Annotated in this window: 18 protein-coding genes; 9 read left to right on the top strand and 9 right to left on the bottom strand. The window is 72.5% G+C overall.

Features of this window, described 5'->3' with window-relative positions; all coding sequences use genetic code 11:
* The first annotated feature begins 263 nt into the window (after positions 1 to 263).
* The gene (locus tag ABD086_RS20815) at positions 264 to 1442 is read left to right on the top strand and encodes an HNH endonuclease signature motif containing protein (RefSeq protein ID WP_343909779.1); all 1179 of its coding nucleotides are present in this window, start codon (positions 264 to 266) and stop codon (positions 1440 to 1442) included.
* Between the two features lie 129 nt (positions 1443 to 1571).
* Positions 1572 to 2204, top strand: coding sequence for a hypothetical protein (locus tag ABD086_RS20810; RefSeq protein WP_343909777.1), 633 nt, complete (start codon positions 1572 to 1574; stop codon positions 2202 to 2204).
* Here the strand turns inward: ABD086_RS20810 and ABD086_RS20805 are convergent.
* From ABD086_RS20805 to ABD086_RS20770, 8 genes are all read right to left on the bottom strand, one after another.
* Positions 2201 to 3001, bottom strand: coding sequence for a DUF1295 domain-containing protein (locus ABD086_RS20805; protein ID WP_343909775.1), 801 nt, complete (start codon positions 2999 to 3001; stop codon positions 2201 to 2203). The genes ABD086_RS20810 and ABD086_RS20805 overlap by 4 nt on opposite strands.
* Complete coding sequence (locus tag ABD086_RS20800; RefSeq protein WP_343909773.1) at positions 2994 to 4172, bottom strand: class I SAM-dependent methyltransferase; 1179 nt, start codon at positions 4170 to 4172, stop codon at positions 2994 to 2996. The genes ABD086_RS20805 and ABD086_RS20800 overlap by 8 nt, the downstream gene beginning before the upstream one ends.
* A complete protein-coding gene (locus tag ABD086_RS20795) occupies positions 4172 to 5356 on the bottom strand; it encodes a class I SAM-dependent methyltransferase (RefSeq protein ID WP_343909771.1) in 1185 nt (394 codons plus the stop codon). Before ABD086_RS20795 ends, ABD086_RS20800 begins: the two co-directional genes overlap by 1 nt.
* A complete protein-coding gene (locus ABD086_RS20790) occupies positions 5353 to 7362 on the bottom strand; it encodes an FAD-dependent oxidoreductase (protein WP_343909769.1) in 2010 nt (669 codons plus the stop codon). The genes ABD086_RS20795 and ABD086_RS20790 overlap by 4 nt, the downstream gene beginning before the upstream one ends.
* The gene (locus tag ABD086_RS20785) at positions 7355 to 8074 is read right to left on the bottom strand and encodes an anti-sigma factor (RefSeq protein ID WP_343909767.1); all 720 of its coding nucleotides are present in this window, start codon (positions 8072 to 8074) and stop codon (positions 7355 to 7357) included. Before ABD086_RS20785 ends, ABD086_RS20790 begins: the two co-directional genes overlap by 8 nt.
* Positions 8071 to 8673: an ECF RNA polymerase sigma factor SigK gene (sigK, locus tag ABD086_RS20780; protein WP_343909765.1), complete on the bottom strand. Its 603-nt coding sequence runs from the start codon at positions 8671 to 8673 to the stop codon at positions 8071 to 8073. Before sigK ends, ABD086_RS20785 begins: the two co-directional genes overlap by 4 nt.
* A gap of 30 nt (positions 8674 to 8703) precedes the next feature.
* The gene (locus ABD086_RS20775; protein WP_343909763.1) at positions 8704 to 9345 is read right to left on the bottom strand and encodes a fasciclin domain-containing protein; all 642 of its coding nucleotides are present in this window, start codon (positions 9343 to 9345) and stop codon (positions 8704 to 8706) included.
* 65 nt (positions 9346 to 9410) lie between these two features.
* Complete coding sequence (locus tag ABD086_RS20770; protein WP_343909761.1) at positions 9411 to 10907, bottom strand: molybdopterin-dependent oxidoreductase; 1497 nt, start codon at positions 10905 to 10907, stop codon at positions 9411 to 9413.
* A 129-nt stretch (positions 10908 to 11036) separates the two neighbouring features.
* Between ABD086_RS20770 and ABD086_RS20765 the strand changes: the two genes are divergently transcribed.
* The 7 genes from ABD086_RS20765 to zwf all read left to right on the top strand — a co-directional run bounded on the left by ABD086_RS20765 (position 11037) and on the right by zwf (position 25121).
* Positions 11037 to 16541, top strand: a complete 5505-nt coding sequence (locus ABD086_RS20765) for a DUF7507 domain-containing protein (protein WP_343909760.1) — start codon at positions 11037 to 11039, stop codon at positions 16539 to 16541.
* A 65-nt stretch (positions 16542 to 16606) separates the two neighbouring features.
* Positions 16607 to 17365: an enoyl-CoA hydratase-related protein gene (locus ABD086_RS20760; RefSeq protein ID WP_343909758.1), complete on the top strand. Its 759-nt coding sequence runs from the start codon at positions 16607 to 16609 to the stop codon at positions 17363 to 17365.
* A gap of 58 nt (positions 17366 to 17423) precedes the next feature.
* The gene (locus ABD086_RS20755; RefSeq protein WP_343909756.1) at positions 17424 to 19607 is read left to right on the top strand and encodes a HelD family protein; all 2184 of its coding nucleotides are present in this window, start codon (positions 17424 to 17426) and stop codon (positions 19605 to 19607) included.
* Between the two features lie 145 nt (positions 19608 to 19752).
* Positions 19753 to 21678 (top strand): anthranilate synthase family protein, encoded by a 1926-nt coding sequence (locus ABD086_RS20750; protein ID WP_343909754.1) that lies wholly within the window; start codon positions 19753 to 19755, stop codon positions 21676 to 21678.
* A 109-nt stretch (positions 21679 to 21787) separates the two neighbouring features.
* Positions 21788 to 22351, top strand: a complete 564-nt coding sequence (locus ABD086_RS20745) for an anthranilate synthase component II (RefSeq protein ID WP_343909752.1) — start codon at positions 21788 to 21790, stop codon at positions 22349 to 22351.
* A complete protein-coding gene (locus ABD086_RS20740; protein WP_343909750.1) occupies positions 22348 to 23622 on the top strand; it encodes an anthranilate synthase component I family protein in 1275 nt (424 codons plus the stop codon). The genes ABD086_RS20745 and ABD086_RS20740 overlap by 4 nt, the downstream gene beginning before the upstream one ends.
* A gap of 53 nt (positions 23623 to 23675) precedes the next feature.
* Positions 23676 to 25121, top strand: a complete 1446-nt coding sequence (gene zwf, locus ABD086_RS20735) for a glucose-6-phosphate dehydrogenase (RefSeq protein ID WP_343909749.1) — start codon at positions 23676 to 23678, stop codon at positions 25119 to 25121.
* A 6-nt stretch (positions 25122 to 25127) separates the two neighbouring features.
* Here zwf and ABD086_RS20730 read toward each other — a convergent pair whose 3' ends face one another.
* Positions 25128 to 25979 (bottom strand): acyl-CoA thioesterase domain-containing protein, encoded by an 852-nt coding sequence (locus ABD086_RS20730; RefSeq protein ID WP_343909747.1) that lies wholly within the window; start codon positions 25977 to 25979, stop codon positions 25128 to 25130.
* Positions 25980 to 25983 lie beyond the last annotated feature (4 nt).

Below are 25983 nucleotides of genomic sequence, written 5' to 3'. Positions count from 1 at the left end.
GGTGGTTGCGGTCGGCGCCCGCCTCGCGGTTCGGCCGCTGCGTTGGTCGAGCTCGTCGAGACCCCGGAAGCCGGGTGCCTGCCCGCGGACCGCAGGGCATCGGTGGTTGAGGTGCGAGGAGCGCCAGCGACGAGCCTCGAAACCACCACCCGGCGAGCGCCCGAAACTTTGCCTGACGAACTTCTCGAAGTGGGCCACATTCCCTGTGGATGCAGGGGATTCTCCGCATCCCACTGTCGGTGGCCAGTGCTTGAGTAGGTGTCATGAACACTCCGCCGGTCACCCGCGAACAACTGGTGATCGACGCTGCCCGCGAACGCCAGGCCACGGTGACTTGGGCCGAGATCGAGAAGCTCCAGCTCGCGGTCGAGTGGGTGGAGCTGCACCCCGGCGACGAGGTCGACACCACCGTTGAGTGGGGGATGCGGGACCTGGAGATCGCCGGCGACGGCGCACCCACGATCGACGAGGGCGCGGTCGCGGAGTTCGCCCTCGCGATCGGCGTCAGTACTGACTCCGGGCGGCTGTACCTGGGTGACGCGGTCGAGCTGCACCACCGGCTCCCCCGCATCTGGGCGAAGGTCACCGCCGGGGTGGTGCCGGTGTGGAAGGCCCGCAAGGTCGCCCAGGCCACCCGCTCCCTCCCCGAAGCGGGTGCGGCGTTCGTGGACCGGGCCCTGTACTTCGTGCTGCGGAAGTGCTCGTTCGCCGAGATCGACCGGCAGGTCGACCAGGCCCGCGCCGAGTTCGACCCCGAGGCCGCCGAGGAACGCCGCCGCAAGGCCGCGGAGCAGCGGCGCTTCGACGTGCACCTGCGCGACATGACCCACGACGGGCTGGTCCCGGTCACCGGGATGCTCGACCTGGCCGACGCGGTCGCCCTCGACGAGCGGATCGCCGCCAAGGCCGCCACCTTGGATCCCGCGTTGCCGCTGGACGTGCGGCGTGCGGCCGCCGCCGGCATGCTCGGCGACACCGACACCGACACCGACACCGACACCGGCGCGAGCCGTGAGGTCGTGCTCTATGCCCACGTCCGCCCCGACCAGACCATGGTCGACGTGGACAACACCCGCACCATGATCACCCCCGGCCACCTCCAGGACTGGTGCCAGCAGGCCGGCACGAAGGTGACCGTGAAGCCGGTGATCGACCTCAACGAGGAGCTGTCCACCGAGGCCTACCGGCCCACCGACGAGCTGGCCGAGCAGGTCCGGCTGCGCCACCCCGAGTGCGTGTTCCCGCACTGCCACCGGCCATCAGGCCACTGCGACCTCGACCACGTCATCCCCTGGCCGTTCGGCCCCACCGCCACCTGGAACCTCGCCCCGCTCTGCCGGGGACACCACCGCCTGAAGACCCACACCCCGTGGACCTACCACTGGGAACCCGGCACCGGGTTCGTGTGGACCGACCCGCACGGCCGGCGACATATCAACTGACCAGGACCCCGCCGACCACGGCCGGCGGGGCCACACCCATGCTCGAAAGGTCGTCTTCGGCGACGACCACCACGATCGCCCGCCGGGCCGCATGAGACGATCGCGCTTCATCAACAGGGAGGACGCGATGTGAGGGCCGGTCGCTCGTGGCGGCTCGCCACCGGCCTGGCCGCCGTCGTGGTCGCTGTCGTGGTCGCCGTCCTGATCGTCGGCGGCCGGTCCGAGGACCGCGCCGACCCCGAGGGCGGCGACGTCCCGACGACGCCGCGCTCCCTCGCCTTCGTGGTCTCCGAGCACGTCGACCTCGAGCCGACCAGGGCCGGCGTCGACTGGGCGGCGGACAACTACCGCCGCCTCTTCCCGCACCCGAAGCGCGCCGTCGCCGCCTCGACCAACTTCGCCGGCGACGGCAACATCGTCGTGGTCGGCGTCTCACCGGAGCGGGAGAAGGTCGGCCCCTCGTGCGACGACGGCTTCTGCGCGGACCTCGGCGACGGCGTCAGGCTCGCGTGGGACGAGCTCGCGCCGGAGGAGGACCCCGGCCTGGTGGTCGTCGTCGCCGAGCTCGACACGCACACCGTGGTCCTGCGGTACTCCGGCCCGGCCATCACCGGGGACCCCCGCGACCTGGACCTGCCGATCCCGGTCGACACGATGGTGGACATCGTGACCGACCCGAGGGTCGCGCCGACCACGTCGCAGGAGGCCGTCGACTCCGGCGAGGAGATCGACTTCTGGCTCGACGGCAACCCGGTCGTCTAGACCCGGGACGCCCGCCGGCCCCGCTTCGGCGGACGCGGCACGAACATCGACGTGTGGGTGGCGTACTCGGGGTAGCCGGGGCGCTCCATCATGGTGCGCTCCAGCAGCCGGGCGCCGGTGATCCAGACCAGCCAGATCGTCATGGCGATCGGCGAGAGCACCGTGACCAGGGCGGGCAGCCAGCCGGAGGCGACGCCGCCGGCGAGCCAGATGCCCCACCACACGCAGGCGTCGCCGAAGTAGTTCGGGTGCCGGGTCCAGGACCAGAGCCCGCGGTCCATGACCGGGCCGCGGTCGGGGTCGCGCTTGTATGCCGCCAGCTGCGCGTCGCCGACGGTCTCGAAGAGGACGCCGAGCGCCCAGACGGCCACGCCGAGCCAGACGACCCACGTCCACGTGACCGAGCAGAGCGCCGCCGCCTGCAGCGGCAGGGAGACCAGCCAGACGGCGGCGCCCTGGACCAGGAAGACCTTCCGTACGGCGACGCGCATGCCGACGTCGGGGAGCGAGCCGCCGAGCAGCTCGCGGTACCGCGGGTCCTCGCCGTGGCCCCGGCCCCGCGTGAAGATGTGCGAGGAGAGCCGGGCGCCCCAGACGCCGACCAGTGCGACGAGCAGCCAGCCGCGCCAGTCGCCGGCGAGCACGGCACAGACGACGGCGACGCCGACGAGCGCGAGCCCCCACGCGACGTCGACGACCGAGACGCGGCCGGCGCGGCGGGCGGCGACCGCGGTCGCGACCATCACGAGTGCGGCGACGGCCAGGGACAGGCCGGCGACGACGAGGACATCAGGCACGGGGACGCTCCATCAGGATCTGGTCGACGCCCATCCTGCCGTCCCGGAACGCCATCGACCCGCCGACGAGGTACAGCCGCCACACGCGCACGACCTCCTCGCCCATCAGGTCGGTGAGCTCGGCGCGATGGGCCTCGAAGTTCGCGAGCCAGCCGGCGACCGTGGTGACGTAGTGCTCGCGCATCGCCTGCACACCACGCACCTCGAGGCCCCCGCGCTCGAGGTAGGCCACGGTCTCGCCGACCGGGCGCATGTGCATGTGCGGGGCGATGAACGCCTCGATGAACGGTCCGCCGCCGGGGTACCGGCCGCGCCGCGACATCTGCTGGACCAGCACCCGGCCGCCGGGCCGGGCCGCGCGGTGCAGGGCGGCGGCGTACGCCGGGTAGTTCCGCTCGCCCACGTGCTCGCCCATCTCCAGCGACGCCACGGCGTCGAACGACGTCTCGGGGACCTCCCGGTAGTCCTGCAGCCGGATCTCCACGCGATCGCCGAGGCCGCGGGCGGCGGCCCGCTCGTCGATGAACGCCTTCTGCTGAGCGGAGATCGTCACGCCGACGACCGAGACGCCGTACCGCTCGGCGGCGTGCAGGGAGAGCGACCCCCAGCCGCAGCCGACGTCCAGCAGCCGCATCCCCGGCTCCAGCCCGAGCTTCTGGCAGACCAGGTCGAGCTTGGCGAGCTGGGCCTCCTCCAGGCTCATCCCCGGGTCGGTGAAGTAGGCGCAGGAGTACGCCATCGTCGGGTCGAGGAGCAGCTCGTAGAAGTCGTTCGAGAGGTCGTAGTGCTCGCGGGCCGCCCGGACCTGCGACCGCGGGGTCGCGGGCCGCGCGCCGAACGCCCCGACCGCCCGCGCGGCGCGCAGCGCCCGCACCAGGGCCCCGGGCCCCGGCCGGCGCGGTAGGCCCCGCGTCCGGGCGACCGCGAATGCGTGGGTGAGGGCGGCATCCAGGTCGCCGGGCACGTCGAGCTCGCCGGTCACGTAGGCCTGCGCGGCGCCGAGCTCGCCGGGGCGCCACAGCAGCCGGCGTACGGCGTCGGGCGACCGCAGCTCCACGACGGGCGCGTCCTCGGGGCCGGCGACGGAGCCGTCCCAGGCGTGCAGGCGGACCGGGAGGTCGCCGCCGACGAATGGCGCGACCGCCTCGGCGAGGGCGGGGGCGACGGGCATCAGGCCTCCCGGGCGAGGGTCAGCTGCTGGACGTCGAGGTAGCCGGAGGCGAACCCCGCGCGGGAGTAGCACAGGTAGAAGTGCCACATCCGCAGGAACGTCTCGTCGAACCCGAGCGCGAGCACGTCCTCGCGGCGCGCGAGGAACGCGTCGTCCCAGCGCCGCAGCGTCTCGGCGTAGTCGGCGCCGAAGGCGAGCCGGTCGACCACGCGCAGCGACGTGTGCCGGCCGGTGATCTCGTCGATCGCCTGCGCGGACGGCAGGAAGCCACCCGGGAAGACGTACTTGTTGATCCACGTGTAGCTGCCGCGGGTCGCGAGCATCCGGTCGTGCGGCATCAGGATCGCCTGGAGCCCGACCCGGCCGCCGGGCGCGAGGACCCGGTCGAGGGTGCGGAAGTACGTCGTCCAGTACTCCCACCCGACCGCCTCGACCATCTCGACCGAGAGCACGGCGTCGTACGAGCCGGTGACGTCGCGGTAGTCGCAGAGCTCGACGTCGACCCGGTCCGCGAGCCCGGCGGCGGCGATGCGCCCGCGCGCCAGGGCCTGCTGCTCGGTGGAGAGCGTGATCGACCGGACGGTGGCGCCGCGCCCGGCCGCGCGGATCGCGAGCTCGCCCCAGCCGGTGCCGATCTCGAGCACCCGGGTGCCGGCACCCACGCCGGTCGCGTCGAGGAGCCGGTCGATCTTGCGCAGCTGGGCCTCGTGCAGGTCGGTGGTGCCGTCGAACAGCGCCGAGGAGTACGTCATCGACTCGTCCAGGAAGAGCCGGAACAGGTCGTTGGACAGGTCGTAGTGGTGGGCGATCAGCTCACGGGTGTGGTCCTGCGAGGGCCGGTGGTGGCTCGGCGTCCCGCGGAGCACCAGCGGCCGCAGCCGCTGGAGCGGGCCGGGCACCAGGTCGGCGACGTGCGACGCGAGCGCGGTGAGGAAGCCGGTCAGGTCCTCGGCGTCCCACGCGCCGGTCAGGTAGGCCTCGCCGAAGCCGATCAGCCCGTCCCGGCCGAGCCGCGCGAAGAACTCGTCGGGCCGGTGGATCGTGACCGCGTCGTCCGGCAGCCCCAGCCGGCGCACCGCCGACCGGTAGAGCCCACGGGCGACGCGCGCGGAGACGGCGGTGCGCGCGCCGCCCGGGACGGTGTCGAGGCCCGGCCACGCGGGCCGGGTCGGGGTCAGCGTCATCGGACACCCTCCTGGTGGTGATCGGGTCGGGGACGGACGGGCAGCCGGCGCAGCCAGAGGGCGATGCCGTGGATGCGGATCAGCAGCGCACCGCGCAGCGCGGCCGGGGCCGCCCGCAGGGCGCCGTGGGTGGACCGCGTGCCGGTCAGCGAGGCGCAGAACACGGCCCCGTCGTCGGAGTGCAGGGTCACGGCGACGTCGAGCCGCTCGTGCGGGACCGGGACCGCGAGGTCGTACCAGCCGTCCGTGCCGTGGAACGGCGACACGTACATCGCCTTGTCGGTGCGCGCGCGACCGGCCGGGTCCGGGTGGACCAGGTAGGCGTGCCGGTCGCCGTAGGTGTTGTGGACCTCGACGACCACACACGGCGGGTCCTGCTCGGGGTACACCCAGAACACGCTGATCGGGTTGAAGCAGAACCCGAACGCCCGCGGGTGCGCGGCCATCCAGACCTTCCCGGACCCGAGCTCGACCCCGTGCCGGGCGAGGAAGCCCGCCAGGTTCGACCGGATCGTCGACGTCGGTTCGCCGAGGTGGTCCCGCGCCTGGAAGCGTCCCAGGACGCCATGGTCCGGCAGCGCGTCCAGGTCCACCACCCAGGTGTGCGAGCGGTGCGCGAACGTTCGGCGGAACGGCGACCGCCGCGTGTGCCTGATCGTGGTCTCGTAGATCCCACCCGTCTCAGGAATCCCCGGTTGACCGGTGAAACCCGACCGACACGCCGATGCGCCGCGGCGTGTCGCGCGGGTTTCACCGGCTGACCGGTGAAACCCGCCCTCCCACGACAGCCCGAGCCGCTCGGCCGCGGCGAGGCCCGACCGCGCGCCGTCCTCGTGGAACCCCCACCCGTGGTAGGCGCCGGCGAACGCGACCCGGTCGGAGCCGATCTCGGGCAGGCGGGCCTGGGCGGCGACCGACGCGGGCGTGTAGAGCGGGTGCTCGTACTCCATCCGGTCGATCACGGTCGCGGGGTCGACGAGGTCCTCGCCGCCGAGCGTGACCAGGTAGCGGGTGTCGGTGGGCAGCCGCTGCAGCCGGGTCAGGTCGTAGGTGACGGTGACGTGGCCGCGCTCCCCCCGCGGGCGGCGGAAGTTCCACGACGCCCGCGCGTCCCGGGCCTCCGGGAGCAGCGAGGTGTCGGTGTGCAGCAGCGCCACGTTGGGGGAGTAGGTGATCGCGCCGAGCAGCTCGCGCTGCAGGTCGGTCGGCTCGGCGAGCATCGCCAGCGCCTGCGCGGGGTGCGCCGCGATCACCACGGCGTCGTACCGCGCGACCTCGCCGTTCCCGTCGGTGACCTCGACCCCGTCGGCGGTCTCGAGCACCGACGTGACCTTGGTGCCGATCCGCACGTCGGGGAGGGCGGCCGCGACGCGGCGGACGTACTCGTGGGAGCCGCCGGTGACCGTGCGCCACCGCGGCGACCCGGTGACCGAGAGCATCCCGTGGTGCTCGAGGAACGCGAAGAGGTAGCGGGCCGGGTAGTCCAGGGCGACCGCGGGGTCGCACGACCACACCGACGCGACCAGCGGCTCCATGAAGTGCCGGCGGAAGTACGGCGAGAAGCCGTGTCGGTCCAGGAACTCGCGCAGGGTCACGTCGTCGCGCAGGCGGCGGGCGAACCGATGGAAGCGCGGGACGTCGGCCAGCATCCGCAGGTACGCCGGGCTCGCCAGGTTCCGGCCGCCGGGGAACAGCCCCCGCGGCCCCAGCGCCCCGGCGTACTCCAGCCCGGTCGCGTCGTCGCGGACCGACATCGACATCTCGGAGTCCTGGGTGGCCACCCCGAGCTCGCGGAACAGCCGCAGCAGCGTGGGGTAGGTGCGTTCGTTGTGCACGATGAACCCGGTGTCGATCGCGAGCCCGTCGACGACATGGGTGTCCGCGTGGCCGCCGAGCCGGTCGTCGGCCTCGTAGAGCGTGACCCGCGCGCCGCGGGACGCGACGTACGCCGCCGTCAGGCCGGCGACCCCGGACCCGACGACGGCGACGCTCCGTCCCTCACGCACCGGCCCTCCCGAAGTCGAACAGCGCGATCGGCTCCGAGGTCGGCTCCGATGAGCCGCCCGCGGGCTCGACGGTGATGCCGGCCGCGGTGGCGGTGGCGGCGTCCCCGCTGAGGAGCACCGTCTGGTCGGACGCGATCGGCATCAGCCCGGCGGGGACCATGCCGCGATCCGGCTGGTTGAGCCAGAGCTCGTAGACCTTGCCCGCCGGCGGGGGCGGCATGTCCTCGGTGACGATCACGGCCTGGCCGAGCGAGTCCGAGCGGACCACGGTCGCCGAGGCGCCGCCCGGGAAGTCCAGCGAGGTCCGCTTGGCGTCGCTCGCCTGGAGCACCCGCTGCTCGGCGGTGATCTGCGTCTGGCTGCTGCCGGACCACGGCTGCTGCCAGGCGACCACCCCGCCGCCCACGATCACCGCGGCCGCTGCGGCGGCCAGCAGGAGCCGGGGCGTCCGGCGGCGCGGCGCCGCCGGTGCCGGGACCTCGGGCGGGAGCGGGCGGATGCCGCCGATGCCGGCGAGCACCCGGTCGCGGAGCTCGGCGGGCGGCTCGGCGGTCGTCGTCTCGGAGATCAGCCCGGCGGCCTCGCGCAGGCTCTCGACCTCGTCGCGGCACTCGGCGCACTCGGCGAGGTGCCGCTCGAACGCGGCGCGCTCGAGGTCGTCGAGCGCGTCGACGGCGTACGCGCCCGACAGCGCGTGGATGTCGCTGGTCATGACCCCACCCCCAGGGCGTCGCGCAGCCGGATGAGTCCGTCGCGGATCCGTGTCTTGGCGGTGCCGACCGGTAGGTCGAGCATGGTCGCCACCTCCGTGTGTGTGTAGCCGCCGAGGTAGGCGAGGCTGACGGCCTCGCGCTGCACGTCGGTCAGGTGTTCCAGGGCGCTGCGCACGCGCCGCGCCTCGAGCGAGGCCTGCGCGGCCTCGGCGGTCGAGTCGTGGTCGACCGCATGGTTCCTCTGGTGGTACGTCTCGTCGCGCCGGGCCGCCGACTCCGCGGCGCGGACCCGGTCGACGGCCTTGCGGTGGGTGATCGTCAGGAGCCAGGAGAGCGGGCTGCCGCGGTCGGGGTCGTAGCGCCCCGCCGTCCGCCAGATGTCCAGGAACGCTTCCTGGGTCACCTCCTCGGCCTGGGCCGGGTCGCGGACCACGCGGAGCGCGAGGCCGAAGACCCGCGACGCGGTTGCGTCGTACAGGCGGGCGAACGCCGCCTCGTCACCCCGCCCCGACATCCGGAGCAGGTCCGCCAGGTCGGGGCCGAGCGGCCCGTCCTGGGGGGACGGGCCGCTCGACTCGACGGGCCTGAGGTGGTCCACTACCGAATCCTTTCCCAGTGCCGGAAGCCGTCAGGGCATCAGGACGGAGTCGATGACGTAGACGGTGGCGTTCGCAGTCGGAATGTTGCCGCACAGCACCGCGGCGTCGTCGGAGCCGACCGTGAAGTCCTCGCCCGATCCGTTCACCGTCAGGTCCTCGCCCTCGAGCGTCTGGTGCGTGCCGGCGAGCTGGTCGGGAGAGAGCTGGCCCGGCACCACGTGGTAGGTGAGGATCTTGGTCAGCGTCTTCTTGTCGGCGAGCACCGCGTTCAGGGTCTTCTTCGGGATCGCCGCGAACGCGTCGTCGGTCGGCGCGAAGACCGTGATCCCGTCCGCCGAGTTCAGCGTGTCGCCGAGGCCGGCCTCGCCCACGGCGGCGACGAGGGTCTTCAGGAGCGGGTTGGCGCTCGCGGCGGTCGCGACCGGCTCGGTCGCCATGCCGTTGAAGGAGCCGGCGCCGTCGGCGGGGATCTGGGAGCAGCCCGGGCCGAACGTGTCGGCGCCGGCGTCCATCGCGTCCCCGGAGGCCGAGGCGCTCGACGACATCTCGGACGTCGAGGGGGAGTTGCCGGCGGTGTCGCCGGCGTCGTCACTGCTGCACGCGGCCAGCCCCATGCTGGCGGCGAGTGCGAACGCGGCGAGGCCGCTGGTGCGGCGGAGGGAGCGGTTCATCGTTGGTGCCTTCCCTGTCGTGGTCTTGTCGGAAGTGATTCGGTGCCGTCCCGGATCCGGATTGGTCAGGAGACGTTGATCACGATCTGCTGCACGCCGCTCGAGCCCTCGGGGAACGGCGTCGCGCGCACCGCGGTCTGCACGTCGCCGGCGCCGTCGGTCGCCCGCACCGCGAGCGTGTGCTGGCCGCGCTCGGCCGTCCACGGCAGGTACCACTGCCGCCAGTAGTCGTTGCCGGCCGACGGGCCGAGCCGGGCCTGCTGCCAGGCGCCGCCGTCGACCCGCACCTCGACCCGCTGCACGCCCCCGCTGTGCTGGGCCCACGCGATGCCGCCGATCACGGTGCGGCCGGCGTCGATCGTGGCGAGCGGCTTCGGGGTGTCGATCCGGCTGGAGATCTTGATCGGCGCGTCCGTGGCCCACTTCCGCTGGGTCCAGTACGCGTCCTGCGCGGCGTACGTCGTCAGCGTCATCCGGGTGATCCACTTGCAGGCGCTGACGAACCCGTACAGCCCGGGCACCACCATGCGCGCCGGGAACCCGTGCTCGCGCGGCAGCGAGGCCCCGTTCATGCCGACCGCGATCATCGCGTCCCGGCCGTCGATGGCCAGGTCCAGCGGCGTGCTGATCGTCATGCCGTCGACGTCGGTGCTGAGGATCTGGTCGGCGCGGGTGTCGTCGATGCCCGCGCGGTCCAGCAGGTCCGTGAGCGGGACACCGAGCCAGCGCGCGCCGCCGACGTACCTGCCCCCGACCTCGTTGGAGACGCAGGTGAGGGTGATGTCCCGCTCGACGAGCGGCATCGCGAGCAGCTCGTCGAGGGTGAAGCTCACCTCGCGCGCGACGTCGCCGTCGATGGTGAGCGTCCAGCCCTCGGGGTCGACGACCGGCAGCGCGAGCCGGGTGTCGACCCGGTAGAAGTCCGCGCGCGGCGTGCGGAACGGCGTGATCCCCGGGACCCGCTGGTCCAGTCCGGTGGGGAAGGCGGGTGCGGGGTCGGCGGCGGCGGGCAGGTCGATGGCGACCGCGCGGGTGCGGTACGACGCCAGCCACAGGCCGACGGCGCCGAGGCCGACCGCGCCGCCGGCGAGCAGCCCGCCCGCGATCAGCACGCCCCGCCTGCCGCCGGCCGCGGCGGGGCTCCCGGCCCGGGCCAGCCAGGCCAGCGCGGCGACGCCCGCGAGCGCGGCGACCAGGCTGGGCAGCACGTCCAGAGGCGTCGCGCCGGGGCGACGGAGGGCGGCGACCGCCGGGACGGCGACCAGCGCGACCAGCAGCGCGGCGCCGTACCGCAGCCGCCGGCGGGCGAGCAGGCCGGCGAGGGCCGCGAGGGCGAGGACCCCGAGCAGCACGGAGCCCACGAGCACGGTCTTGTCGTGGGTGCCGAACTGCCGGATCGCCCACTCCTTCGCCGGTGTCGGGGTCAGGTCGATGACCGAGGACCCGACCACCAGCACCGGTGACGAGGAGGGCTCGAGGGCCGCGGCGGCGAGGTGGCCGGCGGCGACGCCGGCGAGGGAGGCCAGGACGCCGAAGGCGGCATACGACAGTCGGGAGCGCATGCGGGGGATTCGGAGCCGGCGGTTCCTCAGGATTTCCTCAAGTCCGCACTGCTGCGTCCAGTTCACCCCTACGGTTGGCCCGAATCGCAACGTACTGCCCGGAGACGGGCTGAGGCTGGGGGGCCGGCGATGAAGACGCTGTCGCGCGCAATTTCGACGACACATCCGCACGACCACGCACGACGGCTGGGGGTCGTCGTCCTCGTGATGGCGCTCGCCGCCGTCGCGCTCGTGCTGCTGCCGGCGCCGCCGGCCCATGCGACGTACGGCGGCGGCGGGTCGTCGCCGAGCTTCGTGTGTGCGACCGACGTCGTCTACAGCGTCGACGGCGACTCGCACGTGCTCAGCAAGGTCAACCCGACGGCGGGCACGTTCACGTCGAACGGCACGATCCCCGCGGGCAGCGGCGACGCCGTCAACGCGCTCGCGCTGCCCAGCGGGGGTGGTCGCTACATCTACGCGTTCAACCGCACGGACAACGCGATCGTCCGGTTCGACGCGTCGACCAACGACGCCGACACCTGGAACGCGCCCGCCAACCCCAACGCCAGCAGCGTCATCGCGGGCGCGATCAACCCGGCCAACGGGATCTACTACTACGCCGCGGGCGGCTCCACCTGGAAGCTCTACGCGTTCAACACCAGTACCAACACGTCCATCGGCCAGGTCGGGACGATCGACGGGCTGTCGGTGAACGGCGACATGGCCTTCGACGCCGTCGGGAACCTCTACGTCGTCAGCAACGCCAGCAGCACCGCGGCCGGCACCCTCGCCCGCGTCAACGGTCCGCTGCCCACGACGGCCGGGACGCCGTCGCTGGGTGCGACCACCCTCGCCAGCCTGCCCGGCAGCTCGGGCCAGTACGCCTCGATGGCGTTCGACGGCTCCGGCGTCCTCGTCATCGGCACCGGCACCGGCAAGGTCCTCAAGGTCAACCCGTCCAGCGGTGACCTGGTCCAGACCAAGACCGTCTCGCTGAGCCTCTCCGACATGGCCTCGTGCTCGGCCCCGAGCACCGCTTCGGTACGCGTCGACCTGCCGCAGGGCCGGCACGACAACACCGACCAGTTCAAGGTCACGATCACCGGTGGCGGCATCTCCGGTGGCAACACCGGCACCACCGCCGGGACCGACACCGGCCTGCAGACCGACGCGAGCGAGGTCGCCGGCCCGGTCGTGGTGCTGCCGAGCACGACGTACACGGTGACCCAGACCGCCGCCGGCGGCACCGACCTCGCCGACTACACGACCACCTGGAAGTGCGTGTCCAGCTCGGACGGCTCGACGATCGCGCAGGGCACCGGCAACACCGGCTCCTTCACGACGCCGTCGACCTCGGGCGTCACCGTGGTCTGCACCTTCACGAACCTGCCGCTGAACCCGGCGATCCAGCTCACGAAGACCGCGGGCTCGATCACCGACGTCGACAGCAACGGGCCGGACGCCGGGGACACCGTCACCTACTCGTTCAAGGTGACCAACACCGGCAACGTGCCGCTGAACCCGGTGACGGTCAACGACCCGAAGCTCGGCGCGATCACCTGCCCGAGCGGCGCCCTCGCCGCCGGCGCCTCGGTGACCTGCACGCCGAAGACCTACACGCTCACCCAGGCCGACGTGAACGCCGGCAAGGTCGACAACACGGCCACGGCGACCGGCACCGCCGCCAACGGCGTCCAGGTCACCGACCCCGACTCCGCGACCGTGCTGATCCCGGCGAACCCGTCGATCGCCCTGGACAAGACCGCGGGCTCGATCACCGACGTCGACGGCAACGGGCCGGACGCCGGGGACACGGTGACCTACTCGTTCAAGGTGACCAACACCGGCAACGTGCCGCTGAACCCGGTGACGGTCAACGACCCGAAGCTGGGCGCGATCACCTGCCCCAGCGGCGCGCTGGCCCCGGGTGCCGACGTCACCTGCACCAACAAGACCTACACGCTCACCCAGGCCGACGTGGACGCCGGCAAGGTGGACAACACCGCGACCGCGACGGGTGCGCCGCCGAGCGGCCCCAACGTCACCGGCACCGACTCGGTGACCGTCACGGTGCCGTCGCTGCCCTCGATCTACATCGACAAGACCGCCGGCGCCATCACCGACACCGACGGCAACGGCCCGGACGCCGGCGACACGATCACCTACTCGTTCACGGTCACCAACACCGGCAACGTGGCGCTGACGCTGATCGCGGTCGACGACCCGAAGCTGGGCGGCAACATCCCGTGCCCCAGCTCCACGCTGGCGCCGGGTGCCTCGATGACCTGCCCGAACAAGGTCTACACGATCACCCAGGCCGACGTGAACAACGGCCGCATCGACAACACCGCCACCGTCACCGGCAAGCCGCCGACGGGCAGCAACGTCACCGACGACGACACCGCGACCAAGGTGCTCCAGGGCACCGCGGCCGTCGAGCTGGACAAGACCGCGAGCGCGATCAGCGACCTGGACGGCAACGGTCCCGACAAGGGCGACAAGATCACCTACAGCTTCAAGGTCACCAACATCGGCACGGTGACGCTGAACCCGGTGACCGTCACCGACCCCAAGGTCGGCCCGGTGACCTGCCCGACCGGCGCGCTCGCGCCGGGTGCGAGCGTCTCGTGCACCGCGGTGCAGTACGTGCTGACCCAGGCCGACGTGGACGCCGGCAAGGTGGAGAACACCGCGACCGCCCACGGCACGCCGCCGAGCGGCCCGGAGGTCACCGACACGGACTCCACGAGCACGCCGGTCCCGGCGTACCCCGGCATCGTCCTGCACAAGAGCGCCGGAGCCGTCGTCGACGGTGACGGCAACGGCCCCGACGCCGGCGACACGATCACCTACTCGTTCCAGGTGACCAACACCGGCAACGTGACGCTGAACCCGGTGACGGTGAGCGACCCGAAGCTGGGCGCGATCACCTGCCCCACGGGCGCGCTCGCGCCCGGCGGATCGGTCAGCTGCACGCCGAAGTCGTACACCCTCACCCAGGCCGACGTGAACGCCGGCAAGGTGGACAACACCGCGACCGCGACCGGTACCCCGCCGTCCGGCCCGAACGTGACCGACACCGACTCGACCACGACGTCGGTGCCGGCCGCCCCGTCGATCCACCTCGAGAAGACCGCGAGCACGATCGACGACGTCGACGGCAACGGCCCCGACGCGGGCGACAAGATCACCTACTCGTTCACGGTGACCAACACCGGCAACGTGACCCTGAACCCGGTGACGGTCAACGACCCGAAGCTCGGTGGTGCGATCACCTGCCCGTCCGGCGCCCTGGCGCCCGGCGCGCACGTCACCTGCACCGACAGGACGTACACGCTGACCCAGGCCGACGTGAACGCCGGCACCGTGGACAACACCGCGACCGCGACCGGCACGCCGCCGTCCGGCTCGAACGTGACCGACACCGACGCGACCAGCACGCCGGTCGCGCCGAGCGCCTCGATCAACCTGGTGAAGACCGCCAGCGCGGTGCACGACGTCAACGGCAACGGCATCGACGACGGCGACACGGTCGTCTACACGTTCACGGTGACCAACACCGGCAACGTCACGCTCACCAACATCACCATCGCGGACCCGAAGGTCGGCCCGGTGACCTGCCCGAGCGGACCGCTGGCCCCGGGTGCGTCGGTCGACTGCACGCCGCGCACCTACACGCTGACCCAGGCCGACGTCGACCACGGTTCGGTGGAGAACACCGCGACCGTCACCGGCACCACCCCGAGCGGTGGGACCGTGACCGACGACGACTCCCGCACCGTGGACCTGCCGTCCACCGGCTCGATCCAGCTGTCCAAGACGGCCGGCGCGGTCACGGACCTCGACGGCAACGGGCCGGACGCCGGCGACACGATCACCTACTCGTTCCAGGTGACGAACACCGGCAACGTGAAGCTGGACCCGGTGACCGTCTCCGACCCGAAGGTCGGCCCGGTGACCTGCCCCTCCGGCGGCCTCGAGCCGGACGAGTCCTTCGACTGCACCGACGTGGTCTACACGATCACCGCGGCCGACGTGGCCAACGGGTCGGTGGACAACACCGCGACCGCGACCGGCAAGACGCCGGCCGGCGGCACGGTGCAGGACAGCGACTCGACCCACACGCCGGTTCAGCCGACGGTCACGAACGTCAAGGTCAAGAAGACCGTCGACAACGCCTCGCCGCACCCCGGTGACGTGATCACGTACACGCTCACCGTCACCAACACCGGTGCGGCCGACGCCCGTGACGTGGTCGTCACCGACTCGCTGCCGAGCGGCGTGACCTACGTGTCCGCGGACGCCGCCTGCGACCGCACCGGCTCGACGGTCCGCTGCGAGCTGGGCACCGTCCCGGCCGGGGGCACGCGCAGCGTGGACATCGACGTCAGGGTCGACCCGCTGCCGACGGTGGGCGCGGACCACCAGCACCTGTTCGACGTGCAGAAGGCCGAGGTCCAGGTGGACGTCGAGCCGGGCGACCAGGCCACCGGCACCGTCGTCTGCCCGACCGGGTACGTCGTGACCGACGGCTCGGGCCGGATCGACCACGTCGACCAGGGCACCGGGACGTACGCCGACGTGCACATGACCGAGAACCGCGCGGTCGGCAACGACAGCTGGCGCGCGCACTTCGTGAACGACGCGATGGGCCGCGTGCAGGCCAAGGTGTTCATGGTCTGCGTGAAGACCGAGAGCGAGAACGTCAACGGCCACACCCACCAGATCGTCGTGGGCCCGCAGCAGAGCCAGACCGTGGCCCTGCCGACCGGTCCGACCGACGTCACGATGACCTGCGCGTCCGGCCAGACGCCGATCCAGCCCGGCTACCAGCTCGACGGCGTGGCGCCGGTGGTGACCACGTACCCCTCCGGGGGCAACGGGTGGACCTGGCGGGTCGTGAACGAGGGTGACGCGAGCACCGGCACCTTCACGATGCGCTGCCTGGACGACCTGGTCAGCACGGCGAACGGGCACACGCACCAGCTCGGGCTCGACGAGGTCCGCAAGCACATCACCGTGGGGCCGGGCCAGGAGGCCGAGTTCACGCTCACCTGCGCGGACGACGCCAAGGGCATCGTGGCGGGCTACGACATCGACGAGGGACTCGTCGTGATGGGCAACGACCCGCGGCCGATCATCCGGGTGTTCAAGTTCTACAACCCGACGAACCAGCCGCTGAGTGGTGACCTGTACCTGCTCTGCCTGAAGAACCGGACGGAGAAGGGTGCCGACCAGGGTGGTCACGTCGTGAACACCGCGACGGTCACGACGACGACCCCGGAGACCACGACGGGCGACAACAGCGACAGCGTCACCATCCAGGTCGACGACTCGCCGGTGGTGGTCCCGGTCGCTCCGCTCAAGGTCTCCGGCTCGTCGGTGTCCGCTGCGGTCCGCTGCGGCAAGGGCGGCGGGACGTGCCAGGGCCGGGCCACGCTGGTCACGGCGTCGACCGTGAAGGTCGGCGGCCGGACCATCAAGGCCGGCACCGTCCTCGCGAAGGGCGCCTACAAGATCAAGTCCGGCAAGAAGGGGGTGGTGAAGATGCACAAGACCACCGCCGGCCGGAAGGCGCTGGGCTCGAAGGCGCTGAAGAAGGCGAAGCTGAAGCTGGGCGGCGACTCGAGGACCGTGCGCCTCCAGCACTGACCACGGCCGGGGGGCCGAGGGGGGAGTTCGGGCATGCGGCAGTCGCTGCTGCCAGGATGGGCCGCATGCCCGAACTCGTGCACTACACCGTCGGAGGGGCGGGCTCCGAGGCGGTCGCGACGATCACCCTGGACTCGCCCCACAACCGCAACGCGCTCTCCCGGCAGCTGGTCACCGAGCTGTTCGAGGGCATCGAGCGGGCGGCTGCCGACGACGACGTCCGCGTGGTCCTGCTGGCCGCGGAGGGCCGGGTGTTCTGCTCCGGCGCCGACCTCTCCGAGGCCTCGGCCGGCGGCATGGACGAGGGCGCCCGGCGGATCGTCGACCTGCAGCGGCTGATCGTCACCCTGGACAAGCCCGTGGTCACCCGCGTGTCCGGCGCGGTGCGCGCCGGCGGGATCGGCATCGTGGCGGCCTCCGACGTGGTGGTGGCCGCCGAGGACGCGACGTTCGCGCTCACCGAGGTCAAGCTCGGGCTGGCCGCCGCGATCATCTCGCTCACCGTGCACGCCCGGATGACCCCGCGTGCGGCGGCGCTCACCACGCTCGGCGGCGAGGTCTTCACCGGTGCCGACGCGGCGGCGTACGGCCTGGTGACGACCGCGGTGCCGGCCGGCGACCTCGACGCCGAGGTCGCGAAGGTCTGCGCCTCGCTGGCCAGCGGCGCGCCCCAGGGGCTGCGCGAGTCGAAGCGGATCCTCAACCGGGAGCTCGTCGAGCGGATCGACGCGCACGGCGCCGACATGGCCGAGCTGTCCGCCCGGCTGTTCGCCTCCGAGGAGGCGAAGGCCGCGATGACGGCGTTCCTGACCCGGAAGAAGTAGCGGCCGGGTACGCTTGTCGACTTGCCGGAACCGGTTCGGCACGAGGGGAAGACAGGCGTTGTCGGAAGAGCTGGTCGATCGGGAGATCGCCGCCGAGCAGGCGTTCGTGGACCGCGTGTACGTGCAGCTGGCCGAGTCGGCCAGGTCCGCACAGGCACTCGCCAAGGAGGGCCACAGCCGTGGCCGCCTCGGACACGAGGGTGGCCTGGTCGAGCGGGACGCGATGGTGTTCCAGGCCGCGCGCCGGATCGCGCAGCTCGACGCTGCGCACGAGGGGCTGGTCTTCGGCCGGCTCGACCTGCGTGAGGAGGTCGACCCCGAGCCCCGCTACATCGGCCGGATCGGCCTGCGCGACGCCAACCGCGACTCGCTGCTGATCGACTGGCGCGCGCCGGCCGCCGCAGTGTTCTACCAGGCCACCGCCGCCGAGCCGCACGACGTCGTCCGACGGCGCGTGCTGCGCTGCGCCGGGTCGACGGTCGTCGGCGTCGAGGACGAGCTGCTCGACACGGAGGCCGAGACCAGCCTCCCGATCGTCGGCGAGGGCGCGCTGATGGCGCAGCTGTCCCGAGCCCGTGACCGGTCCATGCACTCGATCGTGGCGACCATCCAGGCCGAGCAGGACCGGGCGATCCGCGCACCCGGCAAGGGCGTCGTGTCGATCTCCGGCGGCCCCGGCACCGGCAAGACCGTCGTCGCGCTGCACCGCGCGGCGTACCTGCTCTACACCGACCGGCGCCGCTACGAGGGCGGCGGCGTGCTGATCGTCGGGCCCAGTGGCGTGTTCATGCGCTACATCGAGCGGGTGCTGCCGAGCCTCGGTGAGACCGCGGTCGCCCTGCGCTCGCTCGGCGAGGTCGTCGACGGCGTCCGCGCCACCCGGCACGACGAGCCGGCGGTCGCCGACGTCAAGGGCTCCGCGCGGATGGCCGAGCTGCTCCGGCGGGCCGCGCGGCAGCAGGCGCCCGGCAGCCCGCGGGAGTTCCGGGTCTTCTGGCGCGACGACACGATCGTGCTGGACCGGCAGATCCTCGGGAACGTGCGCCGGAGCCTGATGTCGCAGGGCCGCCGCAACCGGCAGCTGCCGCGGGTCGTGCCGACCCTGCTGGACGCGATGTGGCGCCAGGTCCGCGGCGAGCGCGGCCGGGACCGGGGCCGCGAGGCGTTCGACGACGAGATGACCTCGAACGCCGCGTTCCTCGACTTCGTCGCCGCCTGGTGGCCGCCGCTGGAGGCGGCGGAGGTGTTCGGGTGGCTGCGCGAGCCCGAGTTCCTCGCCCGGGTCGCCGACGGCGTGCTCGGCCACGAGGAGCAGCGGCTGCTCTCGAAGTCGTGGACCGGCGCCGACCTCTCCGTCGAGGACGTGCCGCTGCTGGACGAGCTGCGGTACGCGATCGGCGACGTGCCGGCGCGCACCGACGACGAGCGCGACCTGGACGAGACCGGCCTGCTCGCGGGCGGCGTCGACATGCAGGAGCTGTTCACCGCCGCGGACCGCGAGTACGCGCCCACCGGCCGGGCCTGGGCCCCGCCCACGCACCGGATCGAGGACGACCCGTTCGCGCACGTGCTCATCGACGAGGCGCAGGACCTGACCCCGATGCAGTGGCGGATGGTCGGCCGGCGCGGCCGCTCCGCGTCCTGGACGATCGTCGGAGACCCGGCGCAGTCCTCGTGGCCGGTGCCGGCCGAGGCGGCGGCCGCCCGCGCGGCCGCGCTCGAGGGCAAGGAGCTCCACGAGTTCCACCTGTCCACGAACTACCGCAACTCCTCGGAGATCTACGAGTTCGCCGCGGCGTACGCCGAGCGCGTCGGCCTGGACGCCGACCTGCCGACCGCAGTCCGGTCGACCGGCGTGCAGCCGCGGGTCGTCGACGGCGTCGCGGACGCCGACCTCGAGGCCGCCACCCGGGCCGCGGTCGCCGAGATCGCCGGGCAGGTCGAGGGCACCGTCGGCATCGTGGTGCCGGTCGCCCGGCGCTCGGAGGTCAACGCCTGGCTGGCGGGGTGGCCGGAGTTCGCCGACGACGCCGCCGGCGCCCGCGCCGCCATCGACTCCTCGGTCACGCCGTCGGGCGAGGACCGGATCGTGGTGCTGACCGGCCTCGACACCAAGGGCCTGGAGTTCGACGGCATCGTCGTCGTCCGGCCCCAGGAGATCGAGGACGAGTCGGCCACCGGCCGCGCGACCCTGTACGTCGTGCTGACCCGCGCGACCCAGCTGCTGACCACCCTCGCCTGACCGGCTAGCGGTGCCGAGTCGGCGCGAATGCAGGCGCCAGCGGTGCCGAGTCGGCGTGAATGCAGACCGGACGCCGGCAGTAGCGCCGACTCGAGGGGTTGAGACGCGGCAGTAGCGCCGACTCGGCGGCAACTAGAGTCGGCGCATGAGCGCCACCACCTCTGCCCGGGAAGCCATCGCGGCCGTCCAGGGGCACGAGGCCTGGGCGATCATCCGCCGCTCCACGCGCGCCGGCGACCGGGACACGGTCGGCGTGGTCGGGGGGCGCCGGCACGTGGTCGAGTCGATCCTCGACGTACCGCTCGCCGAGGGGGTGCCCGAGGCCGGGCACATCGCGGACCGGCTGCTCGCCGTCCCGTTCCGCCAGGTGCGCGAGCGCGGCTTCGAGGCGCACGACGACGGCACGCCGCTGGTGGTGGTCGACGTCGAGACCGAGCTGGAGTTCACGGTCGCCGAGGTCGTCGAGGCGATCGACGAGGTGCCGGTCGAGTTCTCCGACCGCGGCGGCTTCGACACCGACGACGAGGAGTACGGCAAGCTCGTCGGCTCGATCATCAAGGACGAGATCGGCCAGGGCGAGGGCGCGAACCTCGTCATCGGCCGGCACTACCGCGCGACGGTCGCGGACTGGGGCGCGGACAAGGCGCTCGCGGTGTTCCGGCGGCTGCTCGAGCGCGAGCGCGGCGCGTACTGGACGTTCGTGTTCTTCACCGGTGACCGGTACCTGATCGGCGCGAGCCCCGAGCGGCACGTGACCATCCACGGCGGCGACGTGCGGATGAACCCGATCAGCGGCACCTTCCGGCTGCCCCGCGAGGAGACGGCCGACCTGCGCGGCCAGCTGCTGGAGTTCCTGCGCGACGAGAAGGAGATCTACGAGCTCTTCATGGTCGTCGACGAGGAGCTGAAGATGATGTGCGACATCTGCCACGAGGGCGGGCAGGTGCTCGGGCCGTTCCTCAAGCCGATGAGCCGCCTCATCCACACCGAGTACCTCCTCGCCGGCCGCACCCGGCGGGACCCGCGCGAGGTGCTGCGCGACACCATGTACGCCGCCACGGTCACGGGGTCGCCGGTCGAGAACGCCTGCCGGCTGATCAAGCAGTACGAGGACGAGGGCCGCGGCTACTACGGCGCGGCGCTGGCGATCCTCGGGCGCGACGCGGCCGGCGGGCCGGTCGTCGACAGCCCGATCGTCATCCGCACCGCCGACGTCGACCTCGACGGCCGGCTCACGGTCACGGCCGGGGCGACGCTGGTGCGCGACTCGGACCCGGCGTACGAGGTGGCCGAGACGCACGCCAAGGCCGGTGGCATCCTCAGCGCCTTCGGGCTGGTCGAGCCCGCGCCGACGCCGCAGGTCAACGTCACCGAGCTCGTCAACGACGAGGACGTGCTGCTCGAGCTGAACGCCCGCAACCGGCGGCTGTCGCGGTTCTGGCTGACCGACCAGGGCGGCTCGCCGCCGGACCCGCGGCTGGCCGGCAAGACCGTGGTGATCCTCGACGGCGAGGACGACTTCGTGAACATGCTGCGGCACGTCCTCGGCGTGCTCGGCATGACCTCGACCGTCGTACGCCACGAGGAGTACGCCCCCGGCGTCCTGGACGGCTACGACCTGGTGATCGTCGGACCGGGCCCCGGCGACCCGCGCGACGGCGCCGACCCGAAGATGGCCCACCTGCGGGCCGCGGTCGCCGAGCTGATGGCGGCGCAGCGGCCGTTCCTCGCGGTGTGCCTGGGCCACCAGGCGCTGTGCCACCACCTCGGCATCCCGCTGACGTACAAGGACATCGTCTTCCAGGGCACGCAGTCGCCGGTGAGCATCGGCGGGCGCACCGAGCGGGTGGGGTTCTACAACACGTTCGTGGCCCGTGAGGGGGCCGCGGCGCTGCCCTCCGGCGTGTCGGCGGAGGCGGATGTCCAGACCGGTGACATCCATCTGGTGGCCGGTCCGCACTACCGAGGCATCCAATTCCACGCGGAATCCATCCTCACCGAGCACGGATACGACCTGCTGCACGAAATCGTCGGCGACCTTCTGCTCGATCGCGGTACATCGGGTTCCTGATTCGCTACGCTCTGCCTTGTAGGACCGGCGGGAACCCGCTCGTGGGCCCGGTGAAGACTGCCCCCCAGCTTCATCGGGCCCTTCCGCATCTCTGCACTAGGTTGGCGCCGTGGTCCCGGACGTGGTCGTGGTCGACCACCACGACTCCTACACGTGGAACCTCGTCCACCTCGTCGCGTCGGTGACCGGGGTGCTGCCGGCGGTCGTGCAGCACGACGAGGTGTCCGCCGACGAGGTGCTCGCGCACTCGCACGTGGTGCTGTCGCCGGGCCCCGGGCACCCCGCCGTACCGGAGGACTTCGCGGTCGGCCGTGCGGTGCTCGCCGCCGGCACCCGGCCGGTGCTCGGCGTCTGCCTCGGGATGCAGGGCCTGGTGACGGGGTACGGCGGCGAGGTCGGCCGGGTCGCGCCGGCCCACGGTGAGGTGGCGACGGTGACCCACGACGGACGGGGAGTGTTCGCCGGCCTGCCGGCGGCGTTCGCGGCGGTGCGCTACCACTCGCTCGCGGCGCTCGCCGTACCGCCGTCGCTCGAGGCGACCGCGTGGGCCGACGGGGTCGTGATGGGCGTGCGGCACCGGACGCTGCCGCTGGAGGGCGTGCAGTTCCACCCCGAGTCGGTCCTCTCCGAGCACGGCGCCCGCCTGGTGGCCAACTTCCTGGGCCTGTCGTGACGGACCCGGTCGAGTTCTTCCGCGAGACGGCGGCGGCGTACCCCCGCTGCTTCTGGCTCGACGGCGGCGGCGCCCGCGAGTGGTCGGGCCGCCGCTCGATGGTGGGCTGGCTGGACGCGGACGACGTCTCGCTCACCTACTCGGCCGCGACCCGGGAGGTCACCCGGCACGCCGGTGGTCGCGCGTCGGTCGTCGGTGACGACGTGTTCGCCGCGCTCGCCGCCGAGCTCGCCGCCGGCTCGCCCGACGACCACTGGGTCGGCTACCTCGGCTACGCCTGCCGGCCCGACCTGCCGGCGTCCGTGGGCGGCCCGCTGCCCGACGCGGTGTGGATGCGCCCGCGCGAGATCCGGTTCTTCGACCACCCACCTGTCGGCGAAAACCTGTACTTGTCGGCCGAAGCTTCGGCCGACAAGTACAGGTTTCCCCGGTCGACCGGGGAAACCGCCACCGCCCCCACCCCCTACGCCACCGCGTTCGCCGAGGTCCAGGAGCAGCTGCACGCGGGCAACAGCTACGAGGTCAACCTCACCTACCGGCTGGAGCAGGAGAGCGGCGTGGACCCGGTGACGGCGTACCTGCGGCTGCGCGAGCTCAACCCCGCGCCGTACGCCGGGTTCCTGCAGCACGACGTCCCCGGCGCGCGGGCGTGGCTGCTCAGCAGCAGCCCGGAGCGGTACGCGCTGGTCGGCGCCGACCGCACGCTGGAGACCAAGCCGATCAAGGGCACGACGCCGCGCGGCAGCACGCCGGAGGAGGACGAGCGGCACCGGCGGCACCTCGCGACGGACCCGAAGTTCCGCGCAGAGAACCTGATGATCGTCGACCTGCTCCGCAACGACCTCTCCACGGTGTGCGCTCCCGGCACCGTCTCGGTGCCGGTGCTGATGGACGTCGAGTCCTACGAGACGGTCCACCAGCTCGTCAGCACGGTCCGCGGCACGCTGCGCGACGACGTCTCGACCGTCGACGCGCTGCGCGCGCTGTTCCCGGCGGGCTCGATGACCGGCGCGCCCAAGCTGCGCACGATGCAGATCGTCGAGGCCGTCGAGGACACCCCGCGCGGCGTCTACTCCGGCGCGTTCGGCTGGGTCGCCGCCGACGGCCGCGCCGACCTGGGCGTCGTGATCCGCAGCCTCACCACCGCCGGCGACGGCCGGTACCTGCTCGGCACCGGAGGAGGGATCACCGTCCGCTCGGAGATGCCCGACGAGTACGCCGAGTCGCGCTGGAAGGCGGAGCGGCTGCTGCGGGCTCTCGAGGTCGGGTGACGAGGTCGGGTGACGAGGTCGGGTGACGAGGTCGGATGGGTACCGTGGCGACCATGGAGAACGCTCACGTCATCGTGCTGTTCGGCGCGACGGGTGACCTCTCCCGCCGCAAGCTGCTGCCCGGCCTCATGCACCTGTGGCAGGCCGGCCTGATCGACGAGTCCCGGATCGTCGGCACCTCCCTGGAGGAGATCGACACCGAGGCGTTCGTGCAGCTGGCCCGGGACGCGTGCCTGGAGTTCTGCAAGAAGCCGATGTCGGACGAGGAGTGGGGGCGGTTCTCGCAGCTGCTCAGCTACGTCCCGCAGTCCGCGGGTCCGCCGGCGCTCGCCGAGGCGGTCCGCCTCGCCGAGGCCGACCTCGCCCGGGGCGGTCAGCCCGTGGACTTCCTGCACTACCTGAGCGTGCCGCCCAAGGCCGCGCTCGACGTCGTGCGCCAGCTCGACGAGGCCGGGCTGGTCAAGCAGTCGCGGATCGTGATGGAGAAGCCGTTCGGCACCGACCTGGACTCCGCGCGCCGGCTGAACGCCCGGCTGCACGAGGTGTTCGACGAGAGTCAGATCTTCCGGATCGACCACTTCCTCGGCAAGGAGGCCGCGCAGAACATCCTGGCGTTCCGGTTCGCCAACGGCCTGTTCGAGCCGATCTGGAACCGCAACTTCATCGACCACGTGCAGATCGACGTCCCCGAGACGCTCGGACTGGAGATGCGCGCGAAGTTCTACGAGAGCACCGGCGCCTACCGCGACATGGTCGTCACCCACCTGATGCAGGTGCTCGCGTTCATGGCGATGGAGCCGCCGACGTCGCTGGCCCCGGAGCCGATCAGCGACGAGAAGCTCAAGGTGTTCCGGTCGATGCGGCCGATCGAGCCGCACAACGTCGTGCGCGGCCAGTACGCCGGCTACACCGACCTCGAGGAGGTGCCCGACGACTCCGACACCGAGACGTTCGTGGCGCTGAAGGTGGAGATCGACAACTGGCGCTGGGCGGGGGTGCCGTTCTACCTGCGCACCGGCAAGCGGATGGCGGAGTCGGCGCGGATCATCTCGATCGCGTTCAAGGAGCCGCCGCTGACGATGTTCCCGCGCGGCTCGAACGCCGGCACCCAGGGCCCGGACCACCTGACGTTCGACCTCGCCGACCAGTCCCGGATGTCGCTGTCCTTCTACGGCAAGCGTCCCGGGCCGGGCATGAAGCTCGAGAAGCTCTCGATGCAGTTCGCGACCCACGAGACGTCGTCATCTCTGGCGGTGCTGGAGGCGTACGAACGGCTGATCCACGACGCGCTGCGCGGCGACCACACGCTGTTCACGACCGCCGAGGGCATCGAGACGCTGTGGGAGAAGTCGATCCCGCTGCTGGCCGCGCCGCCACCGGTGCGGGTCTACCCGGTCGGCAGCTGGGGGCCGAACGCGATCCACCAGCTGATCGCGCCGAACGCCTGGCGGCTGCCGTTCGAGCGGTCCTGGCGCGACCCGAACGTCTACTCCGCCTAGCTGTACCTAGCGCCGGTCCGTCGTGCGCCGGCCGTCGTCGGTGTAGCTGACCGACCCGAGGTCGACGGTCCGGCGCGCGTTCGCGAGCGCGGCGACCATCACGGTGCCCAGCGGTCCGCGCCGGTCGAACATCGCGGCCGTCCCGACCGCGATCCCGTCGTGCTCGACCCGGTCGGTCGCGAGCAGCCCGATCTCGATGCCCTCCGGCTCGCGGGCCAGCGTCAACGTGATGTCGGTGTTGATGTACTCGACGCCGTTGCTGCCCCAGTTGGTCACCATGCTGGTGCCGTCCGCGCTCGCGGCCGCGGCCTGGAGCCCGGTCAGCGGCTGGTCCGGAACGATCGGCACCGACGTGCTCCACGACGCCTTGCGGTCGGCGTTCTGGTGCTCGAGGAAGTTCTGCGACCAGTCCACCGACGACTTCACGTACGGCGCGCGCGGCTCGTCGCCCGCGGGCGGGACCACGTCGAGCGGCGGCGGTACCGGGCGGTCGGTGGGCGCCCAGACCTCGCCCTCCGTGGTCTCCGACGGCTTGAGGAAGGTCGCGGTCCCGCGGGCGACGCGCTCGCCGTCCTGGGACAGGATCACGTCGACCAGGCAGATCCGCCGGCCCTCGCGCTCGATCTCGGTCGTCAGCGTGCACGGGACCATCCGCGCGGGCTTGAACAGGTCGACCGCCCAGCGGACCGGCCGCAGGTCCGTGCGCCCGGCCCGCACCAGCGCGCCCTCCGCGGCCCAGGCGAGGGCGCCGCTCAGCGCGACGCCGTGCATCTGGTCGTCGCTCCACATGCTGCAGGCGAGGGGGGCCGGGACGAGGTCGTCGCCGTCGCGGGTGAAGAACGAGAGCTGGTCGGTCACCGGC

This window comes from Nocardioides aquiterrae (assembly GCF_039526625.1).
In the GTDB taxonomy this organism is placed as follows: domain Bacteria; phylum Actinomycetota; class Actinomycetes; order Propionibacteriales; family Nocardioidaceae; genus Nocardioides; species Nocardioides aquiterrae.
This window is presented reverse-complemented; position numbering and strand designations above follow the sequence as displayed.

Coding starts and splice junctions, on each gene's coding strand:
- ABD086_RS20815 (WP_343909779.1), top strand. CDS start 264: ATGAACACTCCGCCGGTCACCCGCGAACAACTGGTGATCGACGCTGCC.
- ABD086_RS20800 (WP_343909773.1), bottom strand. CDS start 4,172: ATGCCCGTCGCCCCCGCCCTCGCCGAGGCGGTCGCGCCATTCGTCGGC.
- ABD086_RS20795 (WP_343909771.1), bottom strand. CDS start 5,356: ATGACGCTGACCCCGACCCGGCCCGCGTGGCCGGGCCTCGACACCGTC.
- ABD086_RS20785 (WP_343909767.1), bottom strand. CDS start 8,074: ATGACCAGCGACATCCACGCGCTGTCGGGCGCGTACGCCGTCGACGCG.
- ABD086_RS20775 (WP_343909763.1), bottom strand. CDS start 9,345: ATGAACCGCTCCCTCCGCCGCACCAGCGGCCTCGCCGCGTTCGCACTC.
- ABD086_RS20770 (WP_343909761.1), bottom strand. CDS start 10,907: ATGCGCTCCCGACTGTCGTATGCCGCCTTCGGCGTCCTGGCCTCCCTC.
- ABD086_RS20765 (WP_343909760.1), top strand. CDS start 11,037: ATGAAGACGCTGTCGCGCGCAATTTCGACGACACATCCGCACGACCAC.
- ABD086_RS20760 (WP_343909758.1), top strand. CDS start 16,607: ATGCCCGAACTCGTGCACTACACCGTCGGAGGGGCGGGCTCCGAGGCG.
- ABD086_RS20750 (WP_343909754.1), top strand. CDS start 19,753: ATGAGCGCCACCACCTCTGCCCGGGAAGCCATCGCGGCCGTCCAGGGG.
- zwf (WP_343909749.1), top strand. CDS start 23,676: ATGGAGAACGCTCACGTCATCGTGCTGTTCGGCGCGACGGGTGACCTC.